Genomic DNA, 21,277 nt, shown 5'->3' with positions numbered 1-21,277 from the left:
GGCAGCTGTACGCGGGTTGACCGACCGATTCACAAGGAAACCGGCACGTCCAAAGACGTCCCACGCACAGCCGCCGCGACACGATACCTCAGACGAAAGAAAAACGCCTGAAATAGGTCCTGGTGCGCTGGTGCGCCTTGTGAGTTCGGACGGTCAAATCCGGTCGCTGGATTGGCAGCGACACCCAAAGGCTAGAGCCGTCGCTTCCGAGGGACAACCTTAAAAACTTGTCGGAAACTTCGGTGTGTCTGACAGATCAATTGGCTGGTTATGGATGTTTCATACAGTTTTTTTGGGGACATATCCGTTTCTTCGGTAACGGCGGCTGGCGGTTCCGCCCTTACGGCGGGTTACTTTTGGCAACCGCCCGGAATGCCGGCCCAGCCAAAAGTAACCAAAAGGTCTTGGCCCCACCACTCGGCACCTCGCTTGGGCGAGGTGTGCCCTCACTCCGGCATTGCTCCGTGGGCCCGCCGCGAAGGGCCATCCATGGCCCAGCGCGGCTATCCCGGCATCCATGCCGGGATGCCCACTGCGCAATGCCTGCGTTCGGCCAGCGTGGTTGATGGGGCGTTGAGATCAAAATCAAAAGCACAGCAACAGCAACATGTGCCTGCGCTTCTTTAACTGAACCACCGCTATTGGCACATGAGTCGTGGGGTGGCGCCCAAGATGCTGTTCCAGCACCCATTCCCTGTGGCGAGGGGATTTATCCCCGCTGGGCTGCGAAGCAGCCCTGAATCTGCCAGCTCGGTGTGTCAGATTGAACGCGTCGCGGCTGTTGGGGCTGCTCGCAGCCCAGCGGGGATAAATCCCCTCGCCACAGGGGTTGTGTACACAAAAATTGCGTCCAACAAAAAGCCCTGCAAGCGTAAACCTGCAGGGCTTCTCGGTCAGGCTGACCATCTCATTAAACCCGCTGATCCAAGAATCAGCGGGTTTTTCACTTCAGCAGACAGAGGATCAGAAATCCTCCAGCCGCCACACTTCATACGCCGGAGTCTCGTAGGGATGGCTCTGTTTCAGCGCCTCCACCACTTGGCGAATCAGCTCATCAGCGACAACCAGCTCGACCTTCCACTCTTCGACCTGCTCAACCTGCCCCGCCTCGCCGATGAACGGCTGGCTGCCGTCCAGCGGGCGAAACTGGCCCAGGCCCAGCACTTGCCAGGCACAGCAGTCATAGTCGCCGATTCGCCCGCCACCGGCGGAGAATACGGCGTTCTTGACCACGTCCACGTGGCTGGGCGGGACGAAGAAGCAGAGCTTATACACGCCTTTAGTTCACCCAGACGCGTGCGTTGCGGAACATGCGCATCCAAGGAGCGTCTTCGTTCCAGTCGTCCGAACGCCACGAGTTCTGCACCGCGCGGAATACACGCTCCGGGTGCGGCATCATGATCGTGACGCGGCCGTCGCGGCTGGTCAGGCCGGTGATCCCGCGCGGCGAGCCGTTCGGGTTGGCCGGGTAGGTTTCGGTGACCTTGCCGTGGTTGTCGACGAAACGCAGCGCCACGCAACCCGACAGATCGGCTTCGAGCAGGGCTTCCTCGCTTTCGAATTCCGCGTGGCCTTCGCCGTGGGCGATGGCGATCGGCATGCGCGAACCGGCCATGCCTTGCAGGAAGATCGAATTCGATTCCTGCACCTGGACCATCGCCACGCGAGCTTCGAACTGCTCGGAGCGGTTACGCACGAAGTGCGGCCAGAACTCGCTGCCCGGGATCAGTTCGTGCAGGTTGGACATCATCTGGCACCCGTTGCACACGCCGAGGGTGAAGCTGTCGGTGCGCTCGAAGAAGCCCTGGAACGCATCGCGGGCGCGGCTGTTGAACAGCGCCGACTTGGCCCAGCCTTCACCGGCACCCAGTACGTCGCCGTAGGAGAAGCCGCCGCAGGCGACCATGCCCTTGAAGTCGTTCAGGTCGACACGACCGGCGAGGATGTCGCTCATGTGCACGTCGATCGCGTTGAAACCGGCGCGGTCGAACGCCGCCGCCATTTCCACCTGACCGTTGACGCCCTGCTCACGCAGGACCGCCACTTGTGGGCGAACGCCTTTCTTAATGTAGGGCGCGGCCACGTCCAGGTTGACGTCGTAGCTGAGCTTGGCGCTCAGGCCGGGGTTGTCTTCTTCCAGCAGGGCGTCGAATTCCTGGTCGGCGCACTCGGCGTTGTCCCGCAGGCGCTGGATCTGGTAGCTGGTTTCAGCCCACTGGCGCTGCAACAGGCGGCGCTGGCCTTCGAAGACGGTATCGCCGTTGAAGGTAATGTTGATGTGGGCGTTGTTGATCGGCTGGCCGATCACCGAGACGCAATCGGCCAGGCCAGCGGCGCTGAACTGGGCGAGGATGTCCGGGGTGGCGTCCTGGCGAACCTGGATCACCGCACCCAGCTCTTCGTTGAACAGGATGGCTGGGATTTCGGCGGCGGACTCGGCCACGCTGTCCAGGGTCAGGCTCAGACCGCAGTGACCGGCGAAAGCCATTTCCACCACGGTGGTCAGCAAACCACCGTCGGAACGGTCGTGGTAGGCCAGCAGGTGGCCGTCGGCATTGAGGCCCTGGATCACGGCGAAGAAGGCCTTCAGGTCTTCCGCATCGTCGACATCCGGCGCCTGCTTGCCGAGCTTGCCATGCACCTGGGCCAGGATCGAAGCACCCATGCGGTTCTGGCCACGGCCCAGGTCGATCAGGATCAGGTCGGTGGTGCCCTTGTCCATGCGCAGTTGCGGGGTCAGGGTCTGACGGATGTCGGTGACCGGAGCGAAACCGGTGACAATCAACGACAGCGGCGAGGTTACGCTCTTGTCCTGCCCCTCGTCTTTCCAGCGCGTGGCCATGGACATGGAGTCCTTGCCCACCGGAATGGTGATGCCCAGTTCCGGGCACAGTTCCATGCCGACGGCCTTGACGGTGTCGTACAGGCGGGCGTCTTCACCGGGGTGACCGGCGGCGGACATCCAGTTGGCCGACAGTTTGATGTCGGAAATCTTGCCGATGCGCGAGGCCGCGAGGTTGGTCAGGGTCTCGCCGATCGCCATGCGGCCCGACGCCGGGGCGTCCAGCAGCGCCAGCGGCGTGCGCTCGCCCATGGCCATGGCTTCACCGGTGTAGACGTCGAAGCTGGTGGCGGTCACGGCGACGTCGGCCACCGGCACTTGCCATGGGCCAACCATCTGGTCGCGGGCCACGAGGCCGGTGATGGTGCGGTCGCCGATGGTGATGAGGAAGCTTTTGCTCGCCACGGCCGGGTGATGCAGCACGCGCTCGATGGAGTCGGCGATATCGAGGGTGGACGGATCGAAATCGTCGCCCAGCTCGGTTTCGCGTACGGCCGAACGGTGCATGCGCGGGGCCTTGCCCAGCAGCACTTCCAGCGGCATGTCCACCGGGCTGTTGCCGAAGTGGCTGTCGGTGACGGTCAGTTGCGGCTCGGCGGTGGCTTCGCCGACCACGGCGAACGGGCAACGCTCGCGCTCGCAGATGGCCTGGAAGCGCTCGAAGTCGGCCGGGCCGACCGCCAGGACGTAACGCTCCTGGGATTCGTTGCTCCAGATTTCGTGCGGGGCCATGCCCGGTTCGTCGTTCGGAATGTTGCGCAGTTCGAAGCGGCCACCACGGCCACCGTCGTTGACCAGTTCCGGGAAGGCGTTGGACAGGCCGCCCGCGCCGACGTCGTGGATGAAACTGATGGGGTTCTGGTCGCCCAACTGCCAGCAACGGTCGATGACTTCCTGGCAACGACGTTCCATTTCCGGGTTTTCCCGCTGGACCGAGGCAAAATCCAGGTCCGCCGAGCTGGTGCCGGTGGCCATGGAGGACGCAGCACCGCCACCGAGGCCGATCAGCATCGCCGGGCCGCCGAGGACGATCAGCTTGGAGCCGACCACGATCTCGCCTTTCTGCACGTGCTCGGCGCGGATGTTACCCATGCCGCCAGCGAGCATGATCGGCTTGTGGTAGCCACGAACTTCCTCACCGCGCGGGGTATTGATGGACTGTTCGAAGGTCCGGAAATAGCCGGTCAGGGCCGGACGGCCGAATTCATTGTTGAACGCCGCGCCACCCAGGGGGCCTTCGATCATGATGTCCAGGGCGTTGACGATGCGCTCAGGCTTGCCGTACGGCTTTTCCCATGGCTGTTCGAAGCCCGGGATCTGCAGGTTCGACACCGTGAAGCCGGTCAGGCCGGCCTTGGGCTTGGCACCGCGACCGGTGGCGCCTTCGTCGCGAATCTCACCACCGGAACCGGTGGACGCCCCCGGGAACGGGGCAATCGCGGTCGGGTGGTTGTGAGTCTCGACCTTCATCAGGATGTGCACCGGCTCCTGGACCGCACCGTACTGGCGGGTCTCGGGGTTCGGGAAGAACCGGCCGGCGACGTTGCCGACGATGACCGCGGCGTTGTCCTTATAGGCCGACAGCACGCCTTCGTTGTGCATCTGATAGGTGTTCTTGATCATGCCGAACAGGCTTTTTTCCTGGCTCTGGCCGTCAATGTCCCAACTGGCGTTGAAGATCTTGTGGCGGCAGTGCTCGGAGTTGGCCTGGGCGAACATCATCAGTTCGATGTCGTGGGGGTTGCGCTTGAGGCCCTGGAAGGCATTGACCAGGTAATCGATCTCGTCTTCGGCCAGGGCCAGGCCCAGCTCGACGTTGGCCTTTTCCAGCGCGGCGCGGCCGCCGCCCAGCACGTCGATGGCGGTCAGGGGCTTGGGTTCGGCGTGGCTGAACAGACCGGCGGCCTGTTCCAGGTTGCCCAGCACCACCTGGGTCATGCGGTCATGCAGGCCGTCGGCGATCAGTTGGGCCTCGGCCTCGCTGAATTCACCGGCGACATAAAAGGCAATGCCGCGCTCCAGGCGCTGGATTTTCGACAGGCCGCAGTTGCGGGCGATGTCGCTGGCCTTGCTCGACCATGGCGAAATGGTGCCGAAACGCGGCAGGACCAGGAACAGACGACCGGTCGGCTCCTGGACGGGAACACTGGGACCGTACTTCAGAAGGCGCGCGAGCACCTGCTGTTCGTCGCCGGTCAAACCGCCGGTGACTTCGGCGAAGTGAGCGAACTCAGCATACAAGCCACTGACAGCCGGGACCTTCTGGCTCAGTTGCTCAAGGAGTTTGCTGTGGCGAAAGGCAGAAAGGGCAGGAGCGCCGCGCAGGATCAACATCTTCGGGACAGCCTCGGGAAGGGGGTGTGCTTTGAGGCCGTGCATTCTAGCCTAAACCGCCGCCAACGGCACCCGAAACGGAATGCCCGATGCGCGCCGGATGTCGGTCTTTGCGCCGATGGGGCCATTGCCGGCGGCGCGCAGATATATTTTTTATCGCTCCGATCCCCTGCGCCCCCCGGCCGGCGTGAGTTGCAGACATGTTTTGCAATCGCTACCAGACTGGCCTGTCACTGTCGAGATATGGCGCCAAGGGCCGTTTGCGTATACTGCGCAGATGTTTTCCCCAACGGCTTTGCGTCCGCGGTACGCCAGATGGCTGATCGCAACCGGACTCTTCCTGGTGCTCAGTGGTTGTGTTGAGAAACCCAACACACTGGAGCGCGTAAAGGAGGATGGCGTGCTGCGGGTGATCACCCGAAACAGCCCTGCCACCTACTTCCAGGATCGCAATGGTGAAACCGGCTTCGAATACGAGCTGGTGAAGCGCTTCGCCGACGATTTGGGGGTGGAGCTGAAGATCGAGACCGCCGACAACCTCGATGACCTGTTCAGCCAGATCGGCAAGCCCAACGGCCCGGTCCTGGCCGCCGCCGGCCTGGTCAGCAGCGAGGCGCGCAAGAAACAGGTGCGGTTTTCCCACTCTTATCTGGAAGTGACGCCGCAGGTCATCTACCGCAACGGCCAGTCGCGTCCCACCGACGCCGCGGGCCTGGCGGGCAAGAAGATCATGGTGCTCAAGGGCAGCACCCACGCCGAACAGCTGGCGCAACTGAAACAGCAATACCCGGGCATCGAATACGAAGAGTCCGACGCGGTCGAGGTGGTCGACCTGCTGCGCATGGTCGATGAAGGCCAGATCGACCTGACCCTGGTGGACTCCAACGAAGTGGCGATGAACCAGGTGTACTTTCCCAACGTACGCGTGGCCTTCGATCTGGGCGACGCTCGCAGCCAGAGCTGGGCGGTGGCCCCCGGCGAAGACAATAGCCTGCTCAACGAAATCAACAGTTACCTGGACAAGGTGCAGAAGAATGGCACCTTGCAGCGCTTGAAGGATCGCTATTACGGCCACGTCGATGTCCTCGGCTACATGGGCGCCACTACCTTCGCCCAGCATTTGCAGCAACGGCTGCCCAAGTACGAACAACACTTCAAGACCTATGCCAAGCAGGAAAAGGTCGATTGGCGCCTGTTGGCCGCTATCGGCTACCAGGAATCGCTCTGGCAACCGGCGGTCACCTCCAAGACCGGGGTGCGTGGCCTGATGATGCTGACCCAGAACACTGCCCAGGCCATGGGCGTGTCCAACCGCCTGGATCCGAAGCAGAGCATCATGGGCGGCGCCAAATACCTGGCCTACATGAAGGACCAACTGGACGAAAGCATCCAGGAGCCGGACCGCACCTGGTTCGCCCTCGCCGCCTATAACGTCGGTAGCGGACACCTGGACGATGCCCGCAAGCTGGCGGCCAAGGAAGGGCTGAATCCCAACAAGTGGCTGGACGTGAAGAAGATCCTGCCGCGCCTGTCCCAGAAACAGTGGTACAGCAAGACCCGCTACGGCTACGCCCGGGGCGGCGAGCCGGTGCACTTCGTGGCGAACATCCGTCGCTACTACGACATCCTCACCTGGGTTACACAGCCGCAGCTTGAAGGCAACCAGGTGGCCGAGGGCAACCTGCACGTGCCGGGCGTCGACAAGAGCAAGCCGAACCAGGAAACGCCGCCGCTTTGATAGCAGCACACAATCCCTGATGCTGTGATGAATCTGTGGCGAGGGGATTCATCCCCGCTGGGCTGCACAGCAGCCCCAAAGTATTCAATCTAATCTACCTGACACACCGAGGCGCCAGGTTTTAGGGCTGCTTCGCAACCCAGCGGGGATAAATCCCCTCGCCACCATGGATCGCAGACATATCGGGTTTTGTGGTGATATCAGGTTCTGGCAGCCGCCAGGATCAGCGCCTTCATCTCTGCCACCGCCGACTTGAACCCAACGAACAACGCATGGGCCACCAGCGCATGGCCGATGTTGAGTTCGTTGATGCCTTTGATCGCGGCGACGGCCTCTACATTGTGATAATGCAAGCCGTGGCCGGCGTTGACGATCAGGCCCTGGGCCAGGCCGAAAGTGACGCCATCGGCCACGCGCTGCAGCTCATCGGCTACATCCGTGGGCGTCTCGGCATCGGCGTAGCGACCGGTGTGCAGTTCGATGGCCGGGGCACCGACACGCTTGGACGCTTCAATCTGGCGTTCGTCGGCGTCGATGAACAGCGACACCTCGGCACCGGTCTTCGACAGCCGCTCCACCGCGGCCCTGATCCGTGCCTCCTGCCCCGCCACATCCAGGCCACCTTCGGTGGTCAGCTCCTGACGCGTCTCCGGTACCAGGCAGATATGCGCCGGACGGATGCGTTCGGCAAACGCCATCATTTCCTCGGTCACGCCCATTTCGAAATTCATGCGGGTCTGCAGCACATCCTTGAGCAGCAACACGTCGCGCTCCTGGATGTGACGGCGATCCTCGCGCAAATGCACAGTGATGCCGTCGGCGCCCGCCTCCTCGGCGTCCAGTGCGGCCTTGACCGGGTCCGGGTAGCGGGTACCACGGGCCTGGCGCAGGGTGGCGACATGGTCAATGTTCACGCCGAGAAGAATGCGATTGCTGGTGCTCACGAAAAAGCGCTCCTGAATGGGCAGATAGTCGGCCCACAGCATACGGGTTGATCAGGGCTTGCGAAACAGCTCGCGACTGACCAGAGGCTTGCCCCCCAGGTGAACCGCCAGGGCCTGGCGCATCAGGCGCTTGGCCGCTGACAACGCGCCCGGCGCACTCCAGTCGGCCTGCGCCATGGCCAACAGCTCCGTGCCGTTGAACAGACCGGGTTGCAGCAAATGGACCTGCTCCAGGCCGGCGTCCACCTGCAAGCGATACAGGCCGTCCGCAACGATGGGCTCGCCATGCAGATCGGTGTCCAGAGCAAAGCCATAGCCCAGGTCATCCAACAAGCGCCATTCGAACGAGCGCAGCAAGGGTTCCAGCGGACGGCCTTCGGCCAGGGCAAGCAGCGTCGCGGTGTAGTGGTCGAACACCGTGGGATGGGGATCTTCGGGAGGCAGAAGGCGGATCAACAGTTCATTGAGGTACAGGCCGCTGAATAACGCTTCACCGTTGAGCCAGGCCGCGACGCCATTGCTCTCCATGCGCCCGACGGTTTTCAGTTCGCCCCGACCACGAAATTCCACTTCCAGCGGCACGAACGGTCGGGCCAGGGTTCCCGCCTTGCCCCGTGCCCCGCGCAACACCGCCCGCAGCCGCCCCTGGGGGGTGAGGAAATCCACCAGGGCACTGGTTTCGCGGTAGGCGCGTGAGTGCAGGACGTAGGCGGATTGGGCGGTGGGTTGGGTGGGGGACATGAGGTCGCAGTTCTCAATAAGGAAACGCAGGATTACCAACAACTAGAAACCACTGTGGGAGCGAGCCTGCTCGCGATGAGGGACTGATATTCAACACAGGTGTTGACTGACAGACCGCAATCGCGAGCAGGCTCGCTCCCACAATGGAACTCATGTATCCAGAGGATCAGAGGTCGCCGTAACCCAACGAACGCAACGCCCGCTCGTCATCGGACCAGCCGCCCTTCACCTTGACCCACAGGTTGAGCATGACCTTGGCGTCGAACAGCAGCTCCATGTCCTTGCGCGCTTCGGTGCCGATGCGCTTGATGCGCTCGCCTTTGTCGCCAATGATGATTTTCTTCTGGCCGTCACGTTCGACGAGGATCAGCGCATGGATGTGCAGGGTCTTGCCCTGTTGCTTGAACTCTTCGATTTCCACGGTGATCTGGTACGGCAGCTCGGCGCCCATCTGGCGCATGATTTTCTCGCGCACCAGCTCGGCGGCGAGGAAACGGCTGCTGCGGTCGGTAATCTGGTCTTCAGGGAAGAAGTGATCGTTTTCCGGCAGTTGTTCGGCGATGACCCGCTCCAGCGCGTCGAGGTTATGACCATGCTGGGCCGAAATCGGAATGATCTGGGCGTTCGGCAACTGCTCCTGCAACCAGGTCAGGTGCGGCATCAACTCAGCCTTGTCCTCGATGCGGTCGGTCTTGTTCAGCGCCACGATCAGCGGACCGGTCACGTACTGGACACGTTCGAGGACCATCTGGTCTTCTTCGGTCCATTTGGTGCGGTCGACCACGAAGATCACGACATCGACGTCTTTCAGCGCCGCCGAAGCGGTCTTGTTCATGTAGCGGTTCAGGGCCTTTTCGCCGCCCTTGTGCATGCCGGGGGTGTCGACGTAGATCGCCTGCACGTCGCCCTCGGTCTTGATGCCCAGCATGTTGTGGCGGGTGGTCTGAGGCTTGCGCGAGGTGATCGCCAGTTTCTGACCCAGGATGTGGTTCAGCAATGTGGATTTGCCCACGTTTGGCCGACCGACAATGGCGACATAGCCGCAACGGGTAACAGTTGTATCAGTCATTGCCATTCTCCACGCCCAGGGCGATCAGTGCTGCGGCGGCCGCTACCTGCTCGGCAATACGGCGGCTCACGCCCTGGCCCCGACTTTTTTCATTCAACAGGACAACCTCGCACTCGACGAAGAAGGTTCGGCAATGCGGTTCACCCTGGATATCCACGACTTCGTAACGGGGCAGTTCGCAACTGCGCGATTGCAGGAACTCCTGCAAACGGGTCTTCGGATCCTTGTTGGTGTCCACCAGCGTCAGGCTGTCGATCTCGGAGGTCAACCAGGCCAACACACGCTCACGGGCCGTTTCAATACCCGAATCCAGGTAGATGGCACCGATCAGGGCTTCAAGCGCGTCAGCCAGGATCGACTCGCGACGGAAACCGCCGCTCTTCAACTCACCGGAGCCCAGGCGCAGGTAATCACCCAGGTCGAAACCACGGGCCAGCACGGCCAGGGTCTCACCTTTTACCAAGCGTGCGCGCAAACGCGACAACTGGCCTTCGCGAGCCAGCGGGAAACGCTCGAACAGCGCTTCGCCGGCGACAAAGTTGAGGATGGCATCGCCGAGGAATTCCAGGCGCTCGTTGTTGCGCCCGGCAAAACTGCGGTGAGTGAGTGCCAGGAGCATCAGTTCCTGGTCCTTGAAGGTGTAACCGAGCTGACGCTCGAGGCGGCTTAGAGAAACGCTCACGGTTTACCCACGCTGAGTTCGTGGCTGGATTCCACCGCCATGGCGGCAAGGCACCGCTGGCTTGGGACAATTAACGCTGTGTTCAAAAATAACGTCCTGACGATCGTTGGCGCCTTATGCAGGCTCCAGAAATGCATTCGGCGCTGTGTTCAACAGCGCCGTGTGTGTTTACTTGATCAGCCCGACCCGCGAGAAATTCGGCAGGTGGCTGAGTTTGGGTTCCGGCCAGCTCATCCAGACCGCAAAGGCCTTGCCGACGATATTCCGGTCGGGGACCATGCCCAGCATGTCCTTGGGAATGTTCGGATCATCCCAGTAGCGACTGTCGTTCGAGTTGTCGCGGTTGTCGCCCATCATGAAATAGTGCCCGGCTGGCACGGTCCACGAATGGTCCGGGGTGGCACGGTAGCGGCTCATTTCCTTACGGATCAGGTGTTCGGCCTCGCCAAGCTTTTCCCGATAGAGCTCGGCGCTGCCCAGGGTGCCCGGCTCGGAACCAAGCAGTTGCTCGGCCACCAGCTCGCCGTTAACGAACAGACGCTTGTCGGCGGTGTAGCGGACCTTGTCACCCGGCAGGCCAACCACGCGCTTGATGTAGTTGACGTTCGGGTCACTCGGGAAGCGGAACACCATCACGTCGCCGCGTTTCGGGTCACCGACCTCGATAATCTTCTTGTCGATCACCGGCAGACGGATGCCGTACGAGAACTTGTTCACCAGGATGAAATCCCCCACGTCCAGGGTCGGCTTCATCGAGCCCGATGGGATCTGGAAGGGTTCCACCAGGAACGAGCGCAGCACCAGCACGATGAACAGCACCGGAAAAAACGACTTGCCGTATTCGACCAGCAGCGGCTCTTTGTTGAGCTTTTCGAGCACCACGCCATCAGGCTGGCTGACGCTGCCCTGATAGGAGGCGATGGCAGCCCGACGCCGAGGCGCCAGGAACAACAGATCGAGCAACGCCAACAAGCCGCAGACAAACACGGCAATAACCAGTAACAGCGGGAAATTTAGCGACATAGGACCTAACTATCCAACCTGAGCACCGCAAGGAAGGCTTCTTGTGGAATTTCCACGTTACCGACCTGCTTCATGCGTTTTTTACCGGCCTTCTGCTTTTCCAACAGCTTGCGCTTACGGCTGACGTCGCCACCGTAGCATTTGGCCAATACGTTCTTTCTGAGCGCCTTGACGGTTGTACGCGCCACAATCTGCCCACCAATGGCGGCCTGGATTGCCACGTCGAACATCTGCCGCGGAATCAGATCCTTCATCTTCTCGGTCAATGCACGACCTTTGTAATGCGCGTTGTCACGGTGCACGATCAATGCCAGGGCATCGACCTTGTCGCCGTTGATCAGCACATCCAGCTTCACCAGATTAGCCGATTGGTAACGATCGAAATGATAGTCCAGTGAAGCGTAACCGCGACTGGTGGATTTCAGGCGATCGAAGAAATCGAGTACCACTTCGTTCATCGGCAGGTCATAGGTCACCTGGACCTGCGTACCGAGGAACAGCATGTCGTGCTGAACGCCACGCTTCTCGATGCACAGCGTAATGACGTTGCCCAGGTGCTCTTGAGGCACAAGGATGTTGGCCCGCACGATCGGCTCGCGCATGTCTTCGATCGACGACAGGTCCGGCAGCTTGGACGGGTTATCGACGTAAATGGTTTCGCCGGTCTTGAGCAACAACTCGAAGATTACGGTCGGGGCCGTGGTGATCAGGTCCAGGTCGTACTCGCGCTCCAGGCGCTCCTGGATGATTTCCATGTGCAGCATGCCCAGGAACCCGCAACGGAAGCCGAAGCCCAGGGCGTCGGAGCTTTCCGGGGTGTACTGCAACGAGGAGTCGTTGAGGGTCAGTTTCTGCAGGGCTTCGCGGAAGTCCTCGAAGTCGTCGGAACTGACCGGGAACAGGCCGGCATAGACCTGGGGCTGGATCCGCTTGAAACCGGGCAGCACGTCGACATCGGGCGTGGAACTCAAGGTCAGGGTATCGCCCACCGGCGCCCCGTGGATGTCCTTGATGCCGGCGATGATGAAGCCCACTTCACCGGCCTTGAGGTCGGCGGTGGCGGTGTGTTTCGGGTTGAAGACACCGACGCTGTCCACCAGGTGGACCTTGCCGGTGGACTTGACCAGGATCTTGTCGCCCTTCTTCACGCGGCCATGGCGCACGCGAACCAGGGAAACAACGCCCAGGTAGTTGTCGAACCAGGAATCGATGATCAACGCCTGCAGCGGATCTTCGATGTTGCCGGTCGGCGCGGGAATGGTGCTCACCAGGCGCTCGAGCACTTCGTCCACGCCCAGGCCGGTCTTGGCGCTGCAAGTGACTGCGTCGGTGGCGTCGATCCCGATGATTTTCTCGATCTCTTCCTTGACACGCTCAGGCTCGGCCTGGGGCAGGTCGATCTTGTTCAGGACCGGCATGACTTCCAGGCCCTGTTCGATGGCGGTGTAACAGTTGGCAACCGACTGGGCCTCGACGCCCTGGCCGGCATCGACCACCAGCAGCGCACCTTCACAGGCCGCCAGCGACCGGCTGACTTCATAGGTGAAGTCGACGTGGCCGGGGGTATCAATGAAGTTCAGCTGATAGGTATTGCCGTCTTTGGCCTTGTAATAGAGGGTGACGCTGTGGGCCTTGATGGTAATCCCGCGCTCACGCTCAAGGTCCATGGAGTCCAGGACCTGGGCTTCCATTTCGCGCTCGGTCAGGCCGCCGCACATCTGGATGAAACGATCAGCCAGCGTCGACTTGCCATGGTCAATGTGGGCGATGATGGAGAAATTGCGGATATGACTCAAATCACTCACGGATCAACACTCAAAAAGGCTGCAGGCAGGGCCCGCCGAAAAATAGCCGGGAATTGTACCTGATACAGCCGCCATTGTGGCGAGGGGATTTATTACCGCTGGGCTGCGAAGCAGCCCTCGACCGATCAGCCATGGCGATGTGCCAGAGAGGAGGCTTGGGACCGCTGCGCAGTCCAACGGGGATAAATCCCCTCGCCACAAGCCTGCTCGCCACAGAAAAGGGGATCAACCCGCCCGGCGCAGCAACCACAGCCCCGCCAACGCACAGACACCGGCCGGCACCAGCACTGCCAACAGGGGCGGAAAACCGAACACCAGGCTCGATGGGCCCAACAGATCCTGGGCAATACGGAAGGTGAAACCCACCAGCACACCGGTGAACACCCGCTGTCCGAGGGTCACCGAACGCAGCGGGCCGAAGATGAACGAAATCGCCATCAGCACCAGGGCAGCAGTGACCAGCGGTTGCAACACCTTGACCCAAAACGCCAGCCAGTAGCGGCCATTGTTCAATCCCTGGTCGGCCAGGTAGTGGATGTACCCCCACAAACCGGTAATCGACAGGGACTCCGGCGCCATCACCACGGTGCTGAGCAACTGTGGACTGAGCGCCACATCCCAGCGTTCCTCGGGAACTGCGACCACCTCGGTACGCTTGTCATGGAACAAGGTGGTGGTGACACCGCTCAGTTGCCAGTGATCCTCGACGAAAGTGGCCCGCTTGGCGAAGCTCGACGACAGCATGTGTCGCTGATCGTCGAAGCGATAACGGGTGACACCGTACAGGATGCCGTTGGGCTGGACCGAGTTGATGTGGATGAATTCGTCGCCCTGGCGGTGCCAAAGACCGTGCTTGGCGCTCTGTGCATCGCCGCCACCCTGAGCCAGGGAACGGTTGGCCTGGGCAGTGTTCTCGGTAGCCGGAGCGATGTACTCGCCAATCAGGACCCCTACCAGCATCAGAATCAGCATCGGCTTCATGACCGCCCAGACGATCCGACCGATGGACACGCCAGCGGCGCGCATGATGGTCAGCTCGCTGTTGCTGGCCAGGCTGCCCAGACCGATCAGACAGCCGATCAACGCTGCCATCGGCAGCATGTCGTACAGACGCCGCGGGGCGGTCAGCAGCACATAACTGGCCACGTCAGCCAGGGTGTAGGTATCGCTGACATCGCTCATTTCATCGATGAAGGCAAACAAGGTCGCCAGCCCCAGGATAATCCCCAGCACGGCGAGGATCGCCATGAACACGCTGCTGCCGATATAGCGGTCGAGCTTAACCACGGGCCACCTCCAGCGCGCTGCGGCGACTGAGCAGCTTCAGGCGCAGTGGCTCCCAGTAGAGCAGCCCCAGGCCGATCACCAGGAAAATCGAATGCACCCACCACAGGCCCAGCGCCGGCGGGATCTTGCCTTTTTCCAGGGCGCTGCGGGCGGAAATCAAAATGGTCAGGTAAGCCATATAAAGAAGAATCGCCGGCAACAACTTGAGGAAACGGCCCTGGCGCGGGTTGACCCGAGCCAGCGGAACCGCCATGAGGGTCACGATAAACACCAGCAATGGCAGCGACAGGCGCCATTGCAGCTCGGTGCGGGCGCGGATGTCGTTGCTCCCCAGAAGGCTGGCGGTCGGCATGGCGTCACGGTCGGTGACCTCCTCGCTGACCTCGGGTTTGGGCAGCAGCACGCCATAGGTGTCGTACTGGATGGCCCGGTAATCGGCCTGCCCCGGCTTGCCATCGTAGCGGTAGCCGTTCTCCAGAATCAGGTAACGGTTGCCGTCGGGCCTGATTTCCTGGCGCCCCTTCTCGGCCACCAGTACGGAAATGCCGCGATCTTTCTTGGTGTCCGAAGACAGGTTCTTTTGTGTAATGAAGACGCCGGCCAGGTTGACCCGGTCATCGGAAAGCTGTTCGGTGTAGGTAACACGGGTACCGTCGCGCAGGGCCTGGAAACGCCCTGGCACCAGGGTATCGAACTCGGTCAGGGCGTCCTGTTGATTGATCAGCAACTGGAACTGGTTGGCCCCCTGGGGTGCCAGACTCAGGCTCAGCCAGGCCACCAGCAGCGCCACCAGCGCTGCCGGGAACAAAGTGATGCGAAACAGGCGTTGCTGGCTCATGCCCGTGGCCGACAGCACGGTCATTTCGCTGTCCAGGTACAGGCGACCGTAGGCCAGCAGGATCCCCAGGAAAAGCCCCAGCGGCAGGATCAATTGCAAAAAGCCCGGCAGGCGGAAGCCCATGATCAGGAACAGGGAACCTGGATCCAGGGCGCCGGAAGCGGCCTGGGCGAGATACTTGATGAAGCGCCCGCTCATGATGATGACCAGCAGCACGGCGCTGACCGCGCTCAGGGTCAGCAGGACTTCACGGGACAGATAACGGAAGACGATCAAACCAGACACTCCAGGGTTGTCAGGCTAGGGGCCAAACAAGCAAACCTATCGGCAAGCCGCCGAAAAAAGAGCCGCATTATCCTGTGATTGGAGGCGCCTGTCACTGCACACGCTTTAAACCGGCGCTCAAAGCCGTAAAGTCAGGGCCGACGAGGGTTGTCAGCCTCGGGCGTGGGGGTTCAAACTGCGGCGTTTGTCGCCGGCGAGTCCGGCGTCTTCCTATTAGAAGAAAAGCTCGCTCTGCGCGCCACTGTCTCGGCGCCGGGCATCTTGACCATTCACTCAGGGATCCGGACATGGAACTGGTTGTAAAAAGCGTCAGCCCAGAAACGTTGAAAACCGCCACGCTGGTAGTCGCCGTCGGTGAGGAGCGCAAGCTCGGTGCCGTTGCCACCCAGCTCGACGCCCTGTGTGGCGGCGCCATCAGTGCCGTGCTCAAGCGCGGCGACCTCGCGGGCAAGGTCGGCCAGAGCCTGTTGCTGCACAACCTGCCTAACCTCAAGGCCGAGCGTGTGCTGCTGGTGGGCGTAGGCAAGGAGGCGGAGCTGGGCGACCGGCCATTGCGCAAAATCATTGCCGGCGTGCTGGGTACCCTCAAGAGCCTGGGCGGTGGCGACGCCGCCCTGGCGCTGGATGAGCTGGTGGTCAAGGGTCGCGACAGCTATGGCAAGACCCGGCTGCTGGCCGAAACCCTGCTGGACGGCGAATACCAGTTCGACCGCTTCAAGAGCCAGAAAGCCGAACCCCGCGCCCTGAAGAAAATCACCCTGCTGACCATCAAGGCCGCACAGGCCGAAGTCCAGCGTGCAGTGACCCACGCCACCGCAATCGCCAATGGCATGGCATTCACCCGCGACCTGGGCAACCTGCCACCGAACATCTGCCATCCGACCTTCATGGGTGAGCAGGCCAAGGCCTTGGGCAAAACGTTCAAAAGCCTGAAAGTCGAAGTCTTCGACGAGAAGAAAATCAAGGACCTCGGCATGGGCTCGTTCTATGCCGTGGGCCAGGGCAGCGCCCAGCCGCCGCGCCTGATCGTCATGCAATACAACGGCGGCAAGAAATCCGAGAAGCCGTATGTGCTGGTCGGCAAGGGCATTACCTTCGACACCGGTGGCATCAGCCTCAAGCCCGGCGCCGGCATGGATGAAATGAAATACGACATGGGCGGCGCCGCCAGCGTGCTGGGTACCCTGCGTGCCGTGCTCGAACTGCAATTGCCGATCAACGTGGTGGGTATCCTGGCCTGCGCCGAGAACATGCCCAGCGGCACGGCTTCCCGCCCGGGCGACATTGTGACCACCATGAGCGGCCAGACCGTCGAGATCCTCAACACCGACGCCGAAGGCCGCCTGGTGCTGTGCGACGCCCTCACCTACTCCGAGCGTTTCAAGCCGCAAGCGGTGATCGACATCGCGACCTTGACCGGTGCCTGCGTGGTAGCCCTCGGTGCCCACACCTCCGGCCTGCTGGGCAACAACGACGAACTGATCGGCCAACTGCTCAGCGCCGGCCAGCAAGCCGATGACCGCGCCTGGCAATTGCCGCTGTTCGACGAGTACCAGGAACAGCTGGACAGCCCATTCGCCGACATCGCCAACATCGGTGGCCCGAAAGCCGGGACCATCACGGCTGCCTGCTTCCTGTCGCGCTTCACCAAGAACCTGAACTGGGCGCACCTGGACATCGCCGGTACGGCATGGACCAGTGGCGGCAAGGACAAGGGTGCCACCGGTCGTCCGGTCCCCCTGTTGACCCAGTACCTGCTGGACCGCGCCAAGGCCTGACACCAATGACCGCCGGCGTCGCCTTCGGGCGGCGTCCCCGGCGGCTCGGGAACCGCAATGACCAAAGTCGACTTCTATATCCTGCCCAGCGCCGACCCGGCGGCTCGGCTGGACTTTGCCTGCAAGCTCACCGAAAAGGCCTGGCGCATGGGCCATCGCATCTACTTGCACTGTAGCGATGCCACCCAGCGCGAGGCACTGGACGCACGTCTGTGGTCTTTCAAGGGCGAAAGCTTCGTTCCCCACGGGCTCGCTGAAGACGAACCCGGCGGGCTGATCGTGTTGGGGCTGGGAGACGACTGCGGCCAGCACCAGGACCTGCTGGTCAACCTTGACCTGAAAGTACCGGCCTTCGCTCAGCGCTTCGCCCGCGTGGCGGAAGTGGTGGTGGAAGACCCGACCATCCGCCAGGCCGCGCGGGAGAGTTTCCGTTTCTACCGCGAACAGGGCTATCCTCTGCAAGACCACCGTTTACAGCGACTCTGAGCCTACGATGGATACTCCAAAGACACCGCAAAAGCCTCCGCACCTGTTGGATGACCTAGAGTCGATCCGCCAACTGCTCGGTGACGACAACCTGCAGCCGCCGCTGCTGACCGAGACGGTGGAACAGCCGCCAGTGCATGAGGAACAGATTCCCCTGCTGTTCGAGCCGATCAACGGTCAGCCCGAACCCAAGCCCGCCCCCAGGGCCGAGCCCAAAGGCCCCGACGCCCTGCTGCACCTGGACCGCGAATTGCGCGCCGCCGCGCAGTTGATCATGCAAGACGTCATCGACGACTTCGCCCCGCATATCGAGACCGAAATCAAGCGTCGGCTGGATGCCAGGATGGAGCGGCTGCTCGCCGCAGCTACGAGCGGCAAGCTTTAAGCTGCAAGTAAAAGCAAAGTCAGCTTCCCCTCTTGCCGCTTGCCGCTTGCCGCTTGCCGCTTGCAGCTTATAGCTTGCCGCTGCCCGCAGGGCTATACTTCCCGGCTTTTCCTGAATAAATGCCAATAGGGTCCCGCCGCGCATGGATAAGACCTACCAGCCGCACGCCATTGAAACTTCCTGGTACAACACCTGGGAGTCCGAGAATTATTTCGCTCCGCAAGGCGCGGGCGATTCCTACACCATCATGATCCCGCCGCCGAATGTCACCGGCAGTCTGCACATGGGCCACGGCTTCAACAACGCGATCATGGACGCCCTGATCCGTTTCCGCCGCATGCAGGGCCGCGACACCCTGTGGCAGCCGGGCACCGACCATGCCGGTATCGCCACGCAGATGCTGGTGGAACGCCGCCTCGAAGCCCAGGGGCAGAATCGCCATGACCTGGGCCGCGAAAAATTCCTCGAAAAAGTCTGGGAATGGAAAGACGAGTCCGGCGGCAATATCAGCCGTCAGATCCGTCGCCTGGGCTCGTCCGTGGACTGGAGCCGCGAGCGCTTCACCATGGACGACGGCCTCTCGGAAGCGGTGAAGGAAGCTTTCGTGCGCCTGCACGAAGACGGGTTGATTTATCGCGGCAAGCGCCTGGTCAACTGGGACACCAAGCTGCACACCGCGATTTCCGACCTCGAAGTGGAGAACCACGACGAAAAAGGTTTCCTCTGGAACTTGAAGTACCCGCTGGCCGACGGCGCCAAGACCGCCGAAGGCAAGGATTACCTGATCGTTGCCACCACGCGTCCGGAAACCATGCTCGGCGACGCGGCCGTGGCGGTGAACCCGAACGACGAGCGCTACAAAGCCCTGATCGGCCAGTTCGTCGAACTGCCGCTGGTGGGTCGCCGTATCCCGATCATTGCCGACGATTACTGCGACCCTGAGTTCGGCACCGGCTGCGTAAAGATCACCCCGGCCCACGACTTCAACGATTACGAAGTCGGCAAGCGCCACAACCTGCCGCTGCTGAACATCTTCGACAAGAACGCCAACGTCCTGCCGGCCGCCCAGGTGTTCAATCTCGACGGCACCCTGAACGAAAGCATCGACGGCAAGATCCCGGCCGAATATGCCGGCCTGGACCGCTTCGAAGCACGCAAGCAGATCGTCGCCGCGTTCGACGCCGCCGGCTTGCTGGTCAGCGTGGACGACCACGGCCTGAAAGTCCCGAAAGGCGATCGCTCCGGCACCGTCATCGAGCCGTGGCTGACCGACCAATGGTACGTATCCACCAAGCCCTTGGCCGAGCCGGCAATTGCTGCAGTGGAAGATGGCCGCATCCAGTTCGTGCCCAAGCAATACGAAAACATGTACTTCTCGTGGATGCGCGACATCCAGGATTGGTGCATCAGCCGCCAGCTGTGGTGGGGCCACCGCATTCCGGCCTGGTACGACGAATCGGGCAAGGTCTATGTCGGCCGCGATGAAGCCGAGGTGCGCGCCAAGCACAACCTGGGCCCTGACATTGCACTGCAACAGGACAACGACGTACTCGACACCTGGTTCAGCTCGGGCCTGTGGACGTTCTCGACCCTGGGCTGGCCGCAGCAGACCGAGTTCCTGAAGAAATTCCACTCCACCGACGTGCTGGTCACCGGCTTCGACATCATTTTCTTCTGGGTCGCCCGGATGATCATGCTGACCATGCACCTGGTGAAAAACGAAGACGGCACGCCGCAGGTACCGTTCAAAACTGTCTACGTGCACGGTCTGGTGCGCGACGGCCAAGGCCAGAAGATGTCCAAGTCCAAGGGTAACGTCCTGGACCCGCTGGACATCATCGACGGCATCGACCTGGAAACCCTGGTGCAGAAGCGCACCTCCGGCCTGATGCAGCCAAAACTGGCGAAGAAGATCGAGAAGGCCACCCGCGAAGAATTCGCCGACGGCATCGCCAGCTACGGCACCGACGCCCTGCGTTTCACCTTCTGCTCGCTGGCGTCCACCGGTCGCGACATCAAGTTCGACATGGGCCGCGTCGAAGGCTACCGCAACTTCTGCAACAAGATCTGGAACGCCGCGCGCTACGTGCTGGACAAAGGCGAAGACTGCGGTCAGAACGGCGAAGCCTACGAACTGACCCTGGCGGATCGCTGGATCATCTCCCAGCTGCAACGCACCGAAGCCGAAGTGACCCGTCAGCTGGATCAGTTCCGCTTCGATCTGGCCGCGCAAGCCCTGTACGAGTTCATCTGGAACCAGTACTGCGACTGGTACCTGGAACTGTCCAAGCCCGTACTGTGGGACGAAAACGCACCGGTCGAGCGCCAGCGCGGCACCCGTCGCACCCTGGTCCGGGTCCTGGAAGTGGCCCTGCGCCTGGCGCATCCGTTCATGCCGTTCATCACCGAAGAAATCTGGCAGCGTGTCGCACCGCTGGCAGGTGTCCACGGCAAGACGATCATGCTGCAACCTTGGCCTGTGGCCAATGAAACCCGCATCGATCCGGCCGCCGAAGACGACATCGAATGGCTCAAGACCTTCATGCTGGGCCTGCGTAACATCCGCGCCGAAATGAACATCGGCCCGGGCAAGCCGCTGGCGTTGTTTCTCAAGAACGCCAACGCCGAAGACCTGCGTCGCCTGGAAGCAAACGAAGCACTGCTCAAGAAGCTCGCCAAGCTCGAGTCGGTGACGGTCCTGGCAGCGGGCGAGGAAGCCCCGCTGTCCGCCACGGCCCTGGTCGGCGAAATGGAAGTGCTGGTACCGATGGCCGGCCTGATCGACAAGACGGCGGAACTCGCCCGTCTGGACAAGGAAATCCTGCGCTTGAAGGGCGAAGTACAGCGTGTGGGCGGCAAGCTGTCCAACGCCGGCTTCGTCGATAAGGCGCCGGCTGAAGTCATCGAGAAGGAACGCGCCAAACTGGCCGAGGCCGAACAGGCCCTGGGCAAACTGGCTGAGCAGCATGCGCGGATCTCCAGTTTGTAAGGGCGGCTCGTCGTTGAAGGAAGGAGGCCCTGGTGGCCTCTTTTTTTCTGC

General features: G+C 61.8%; 15 protein-coding genes. 5 read left to right on the top strand and 10 right to left on the bottom strand.

Annotated features, from left to right (window positions below):
* Positions 1 to 963: 963 nt before the first annotated feature.
* Both cutA and purL read right to left on the bottom strand, forming a co-directional pair.
* Positions 964 to 1,275: a divalent cation tolerance protein CutA gene (cutA, locus tag EGM97_RS03835; protein ID WP_238960984.1), complete on the bottom strand. Its 312-nt coding sequence runs from the start codon at positions 1,273 to 1,275 to the stop codon at positions 964 to 966.
* 4 nt (positions 1,276 to 1,279) lie between these two features.
* Positions 1,280 to 5,176, bottom strand: coding sequence for a phosphoribosylformylglycinamidine synthase (purL, locus tag EGM97_RS03830; protein ID WP_238960983.1), 3,897 nt, complete (start codon positions 5,174 to 5,176; stop codon positions 1,280 to 1,282).
* Positions 5,177 to 5,453: 277 nt separating this feature from the next.
* On the opposite strand from purL, the gene mltF reads away from it, so the two are divergent.
* On the top strand, positions 5,454 to 6,914 hold the full coding sequence (mltF, locus tag EGM97_RS03825; RefSeq protein WP_238960982.1) for a membrane-bound lytic murein transglycosylase MltF: 1,461 nt from the start codon (positions 5,454 to 5,456) through the stop codon (positions 6,912 to 6,914).
* A gap of 200 nt (positions 6,915 to 7,114) precedes the next feature.
* Here the strand turns inward: mltF and pdxJ are convergent, their stop codons facing one another.
* From pdxJ to lptF, 8 genes are all read right to left on the bottom strand, one after another.
* On the bottom strand, positions 7,115 to 7,900 hold the full coding sequence (gene pdxJ / locus EGM97_RS03820; RefSeq protein WP_275300505.1) for a pyridoxine 5'-phosphate synthase: 786 nt from the start codon (positions 7,898 to 7,900) through the stop codon (positions 7,115 to 7,117).
* 9 nt (positions 7,901 to 7,909) lie between these two features.
* Positions 7,910 to 8,599, bottom strand: coding sequence for a DNA repair protein RecO (gene recO, locus EGM97_RS03815; protein ID WP_238960981.1), 690 nt, complete (start codon positions 8,597 to 8,599; stop codon positions 7,910 to 7,912).
* A 166-nt stretch (positions 8,600 to 8,765) separates the two neighbouring features.
* Positions 8,766 to 9,668 carry a GTPase Era gene (era, locus tag EGM97_RS03810; protein WP_238960980.1) on the bottom strand — a complete coding sequence of 301 codons (903 nt, stop codon included), beginning with the start codon at positions 9,666 to 9,668 and terminating at the stop codon, positions 8,766 to 8,768.
* Complete coding sequence (rnc, locus tag EGM97_RS03805) at positions 9,661 to 10,350, bottom strand: ribonuclease III (RefSeq protein WP_053146749.1); 690 nt, start codon at positions 10,348 to 10,350, stop codon at positions 9,661 to 9,663. The genes era and rnc overlap by 8 nt, the downstream gene beginning before the upstream one ends.
* A gap of 168 nt (positions 10,351 to 10,518) precedes the next feature.
* Complete coding sequence (gene lepB, locus EGM97_RS03800) at positions 10,519 to 11,373, bottom strand: signal peptidase I (protein ID WP_232776450.1); 855 nt, start codon at positions 11,371 to 11,373, stop codon at positions 10,519 to 10,521.
* Positions 11,374 to 11,378: 5 nt separating this feature from the next.
* Positions 11,379 to 13,178 (bottom strand): translation elongation factor 4, encoded by a 1,800-nt coding sequence (gene lepA / locus EGM97_RS03795; protein WP_053146744.1) that lies wholly within the window; start codon positions 13,176 to 13,178, stop codon positions 11,379 to 11,381.
* A gap of 225 nt (positions 13,179 to 13,403) precedes the next feature.
* Entirely contained in the window at positions 13,404 to 14,465 is a 1,062-nt protein-coding gene (gene lptG / locus EGM97_RS03790; RefSeq protein ID WP_238960979.1) for an LPS export ABC transporter permease LptG, read from the bottom strand.
* On the bottom strand, positions 14,458 to 15,579 hold the full coding sequence (gene lptF / locus EGM97_RS03785; RefSeq protein ID WP_238960978.1) for an LPS export ABC transporter permease LptF: 1,122 nt from the start codon (positions 15,577 to 15,579) through the stop codon (positions 14,458 to 14,460). Before lptF ends, lptG begins: the two co-directional genes overlap by 8 nt.
* A 296-nt stretch (positions 15,580 to 15,875) precedes the next feature.
* On the opposite strand from lptF, the gene EGM97_RS03780 reads away from it, so the two are divergent.
* From EGM97_RS03780 to EGM97_RS03765, 4 genes are all read left to right on the top strand, one after another.
* Positions 15,876 to 17,366, top strand: a complete 1,491-nt coding sequence (locus tag EGM97_RS03780) for a leucyl aminopeptidase (protein WP_238960977.1) — start codon at positions 15,876 to 15,878, stop codon at positions 17,364 to 17,366.
* Between the two features lie 57 nt (positions 17,367 to 17,423).
* A complete protein-coding gene (locus tag EGM97_RS03775; protein WP_238960976.1) occupies positions 17,424 to 17,852 on the top strand; it encodes a DNA polymerase III subunit chi in 429 nt (142 codons plus the stop codon).
* Between the two features lie 7 nt (positions 17,853 to 17,859).
* Positions 17,860 to 18,237 carry a DNA polymerase III subunit chi gene (locus EGM97_RS03770; protein ID WP_238960975.1) on the top strand — a complete coding sequence of 126 codons (378 nt, stop codon included), beginning with the start codon at positions 17,860 to 17,862 and terminating at the stop codon, positions 18,235 to 18,237.
* Between the two features lie 142 nt (positions 18,238 to 18,379).
* Positions 18,380 to 21,226, top strand: coding sequence for a valine--tRNA ligase (locus EGM97_RS03765; protein WP_238960974.1), 2,847 nt, complete (start codon positions 18,380 to 18,382; stop codon positions 21,224 to 21,226).
* Positions 21,227 to 21,277 lie beyond the last annotated feature (51 nt).

The sequence above is a fragment of the Pseudomonas sp. AF32 genome (assembly GCF_022342325.2).
In the GTDB taxonomy this organism is placed as follows: domain Bacteria; phylum Pseudomonadota; class Gammaproteobacteria; order Pseudomonadales; family Pseudomonadaceae; genus Aquipseudomonas; species Aquipseudomonas uvaldensis.
Note: the sequence above shows the minus strand (reverse complement) of the source record. Positions and strands in the feature narration are given on the sequence as shown.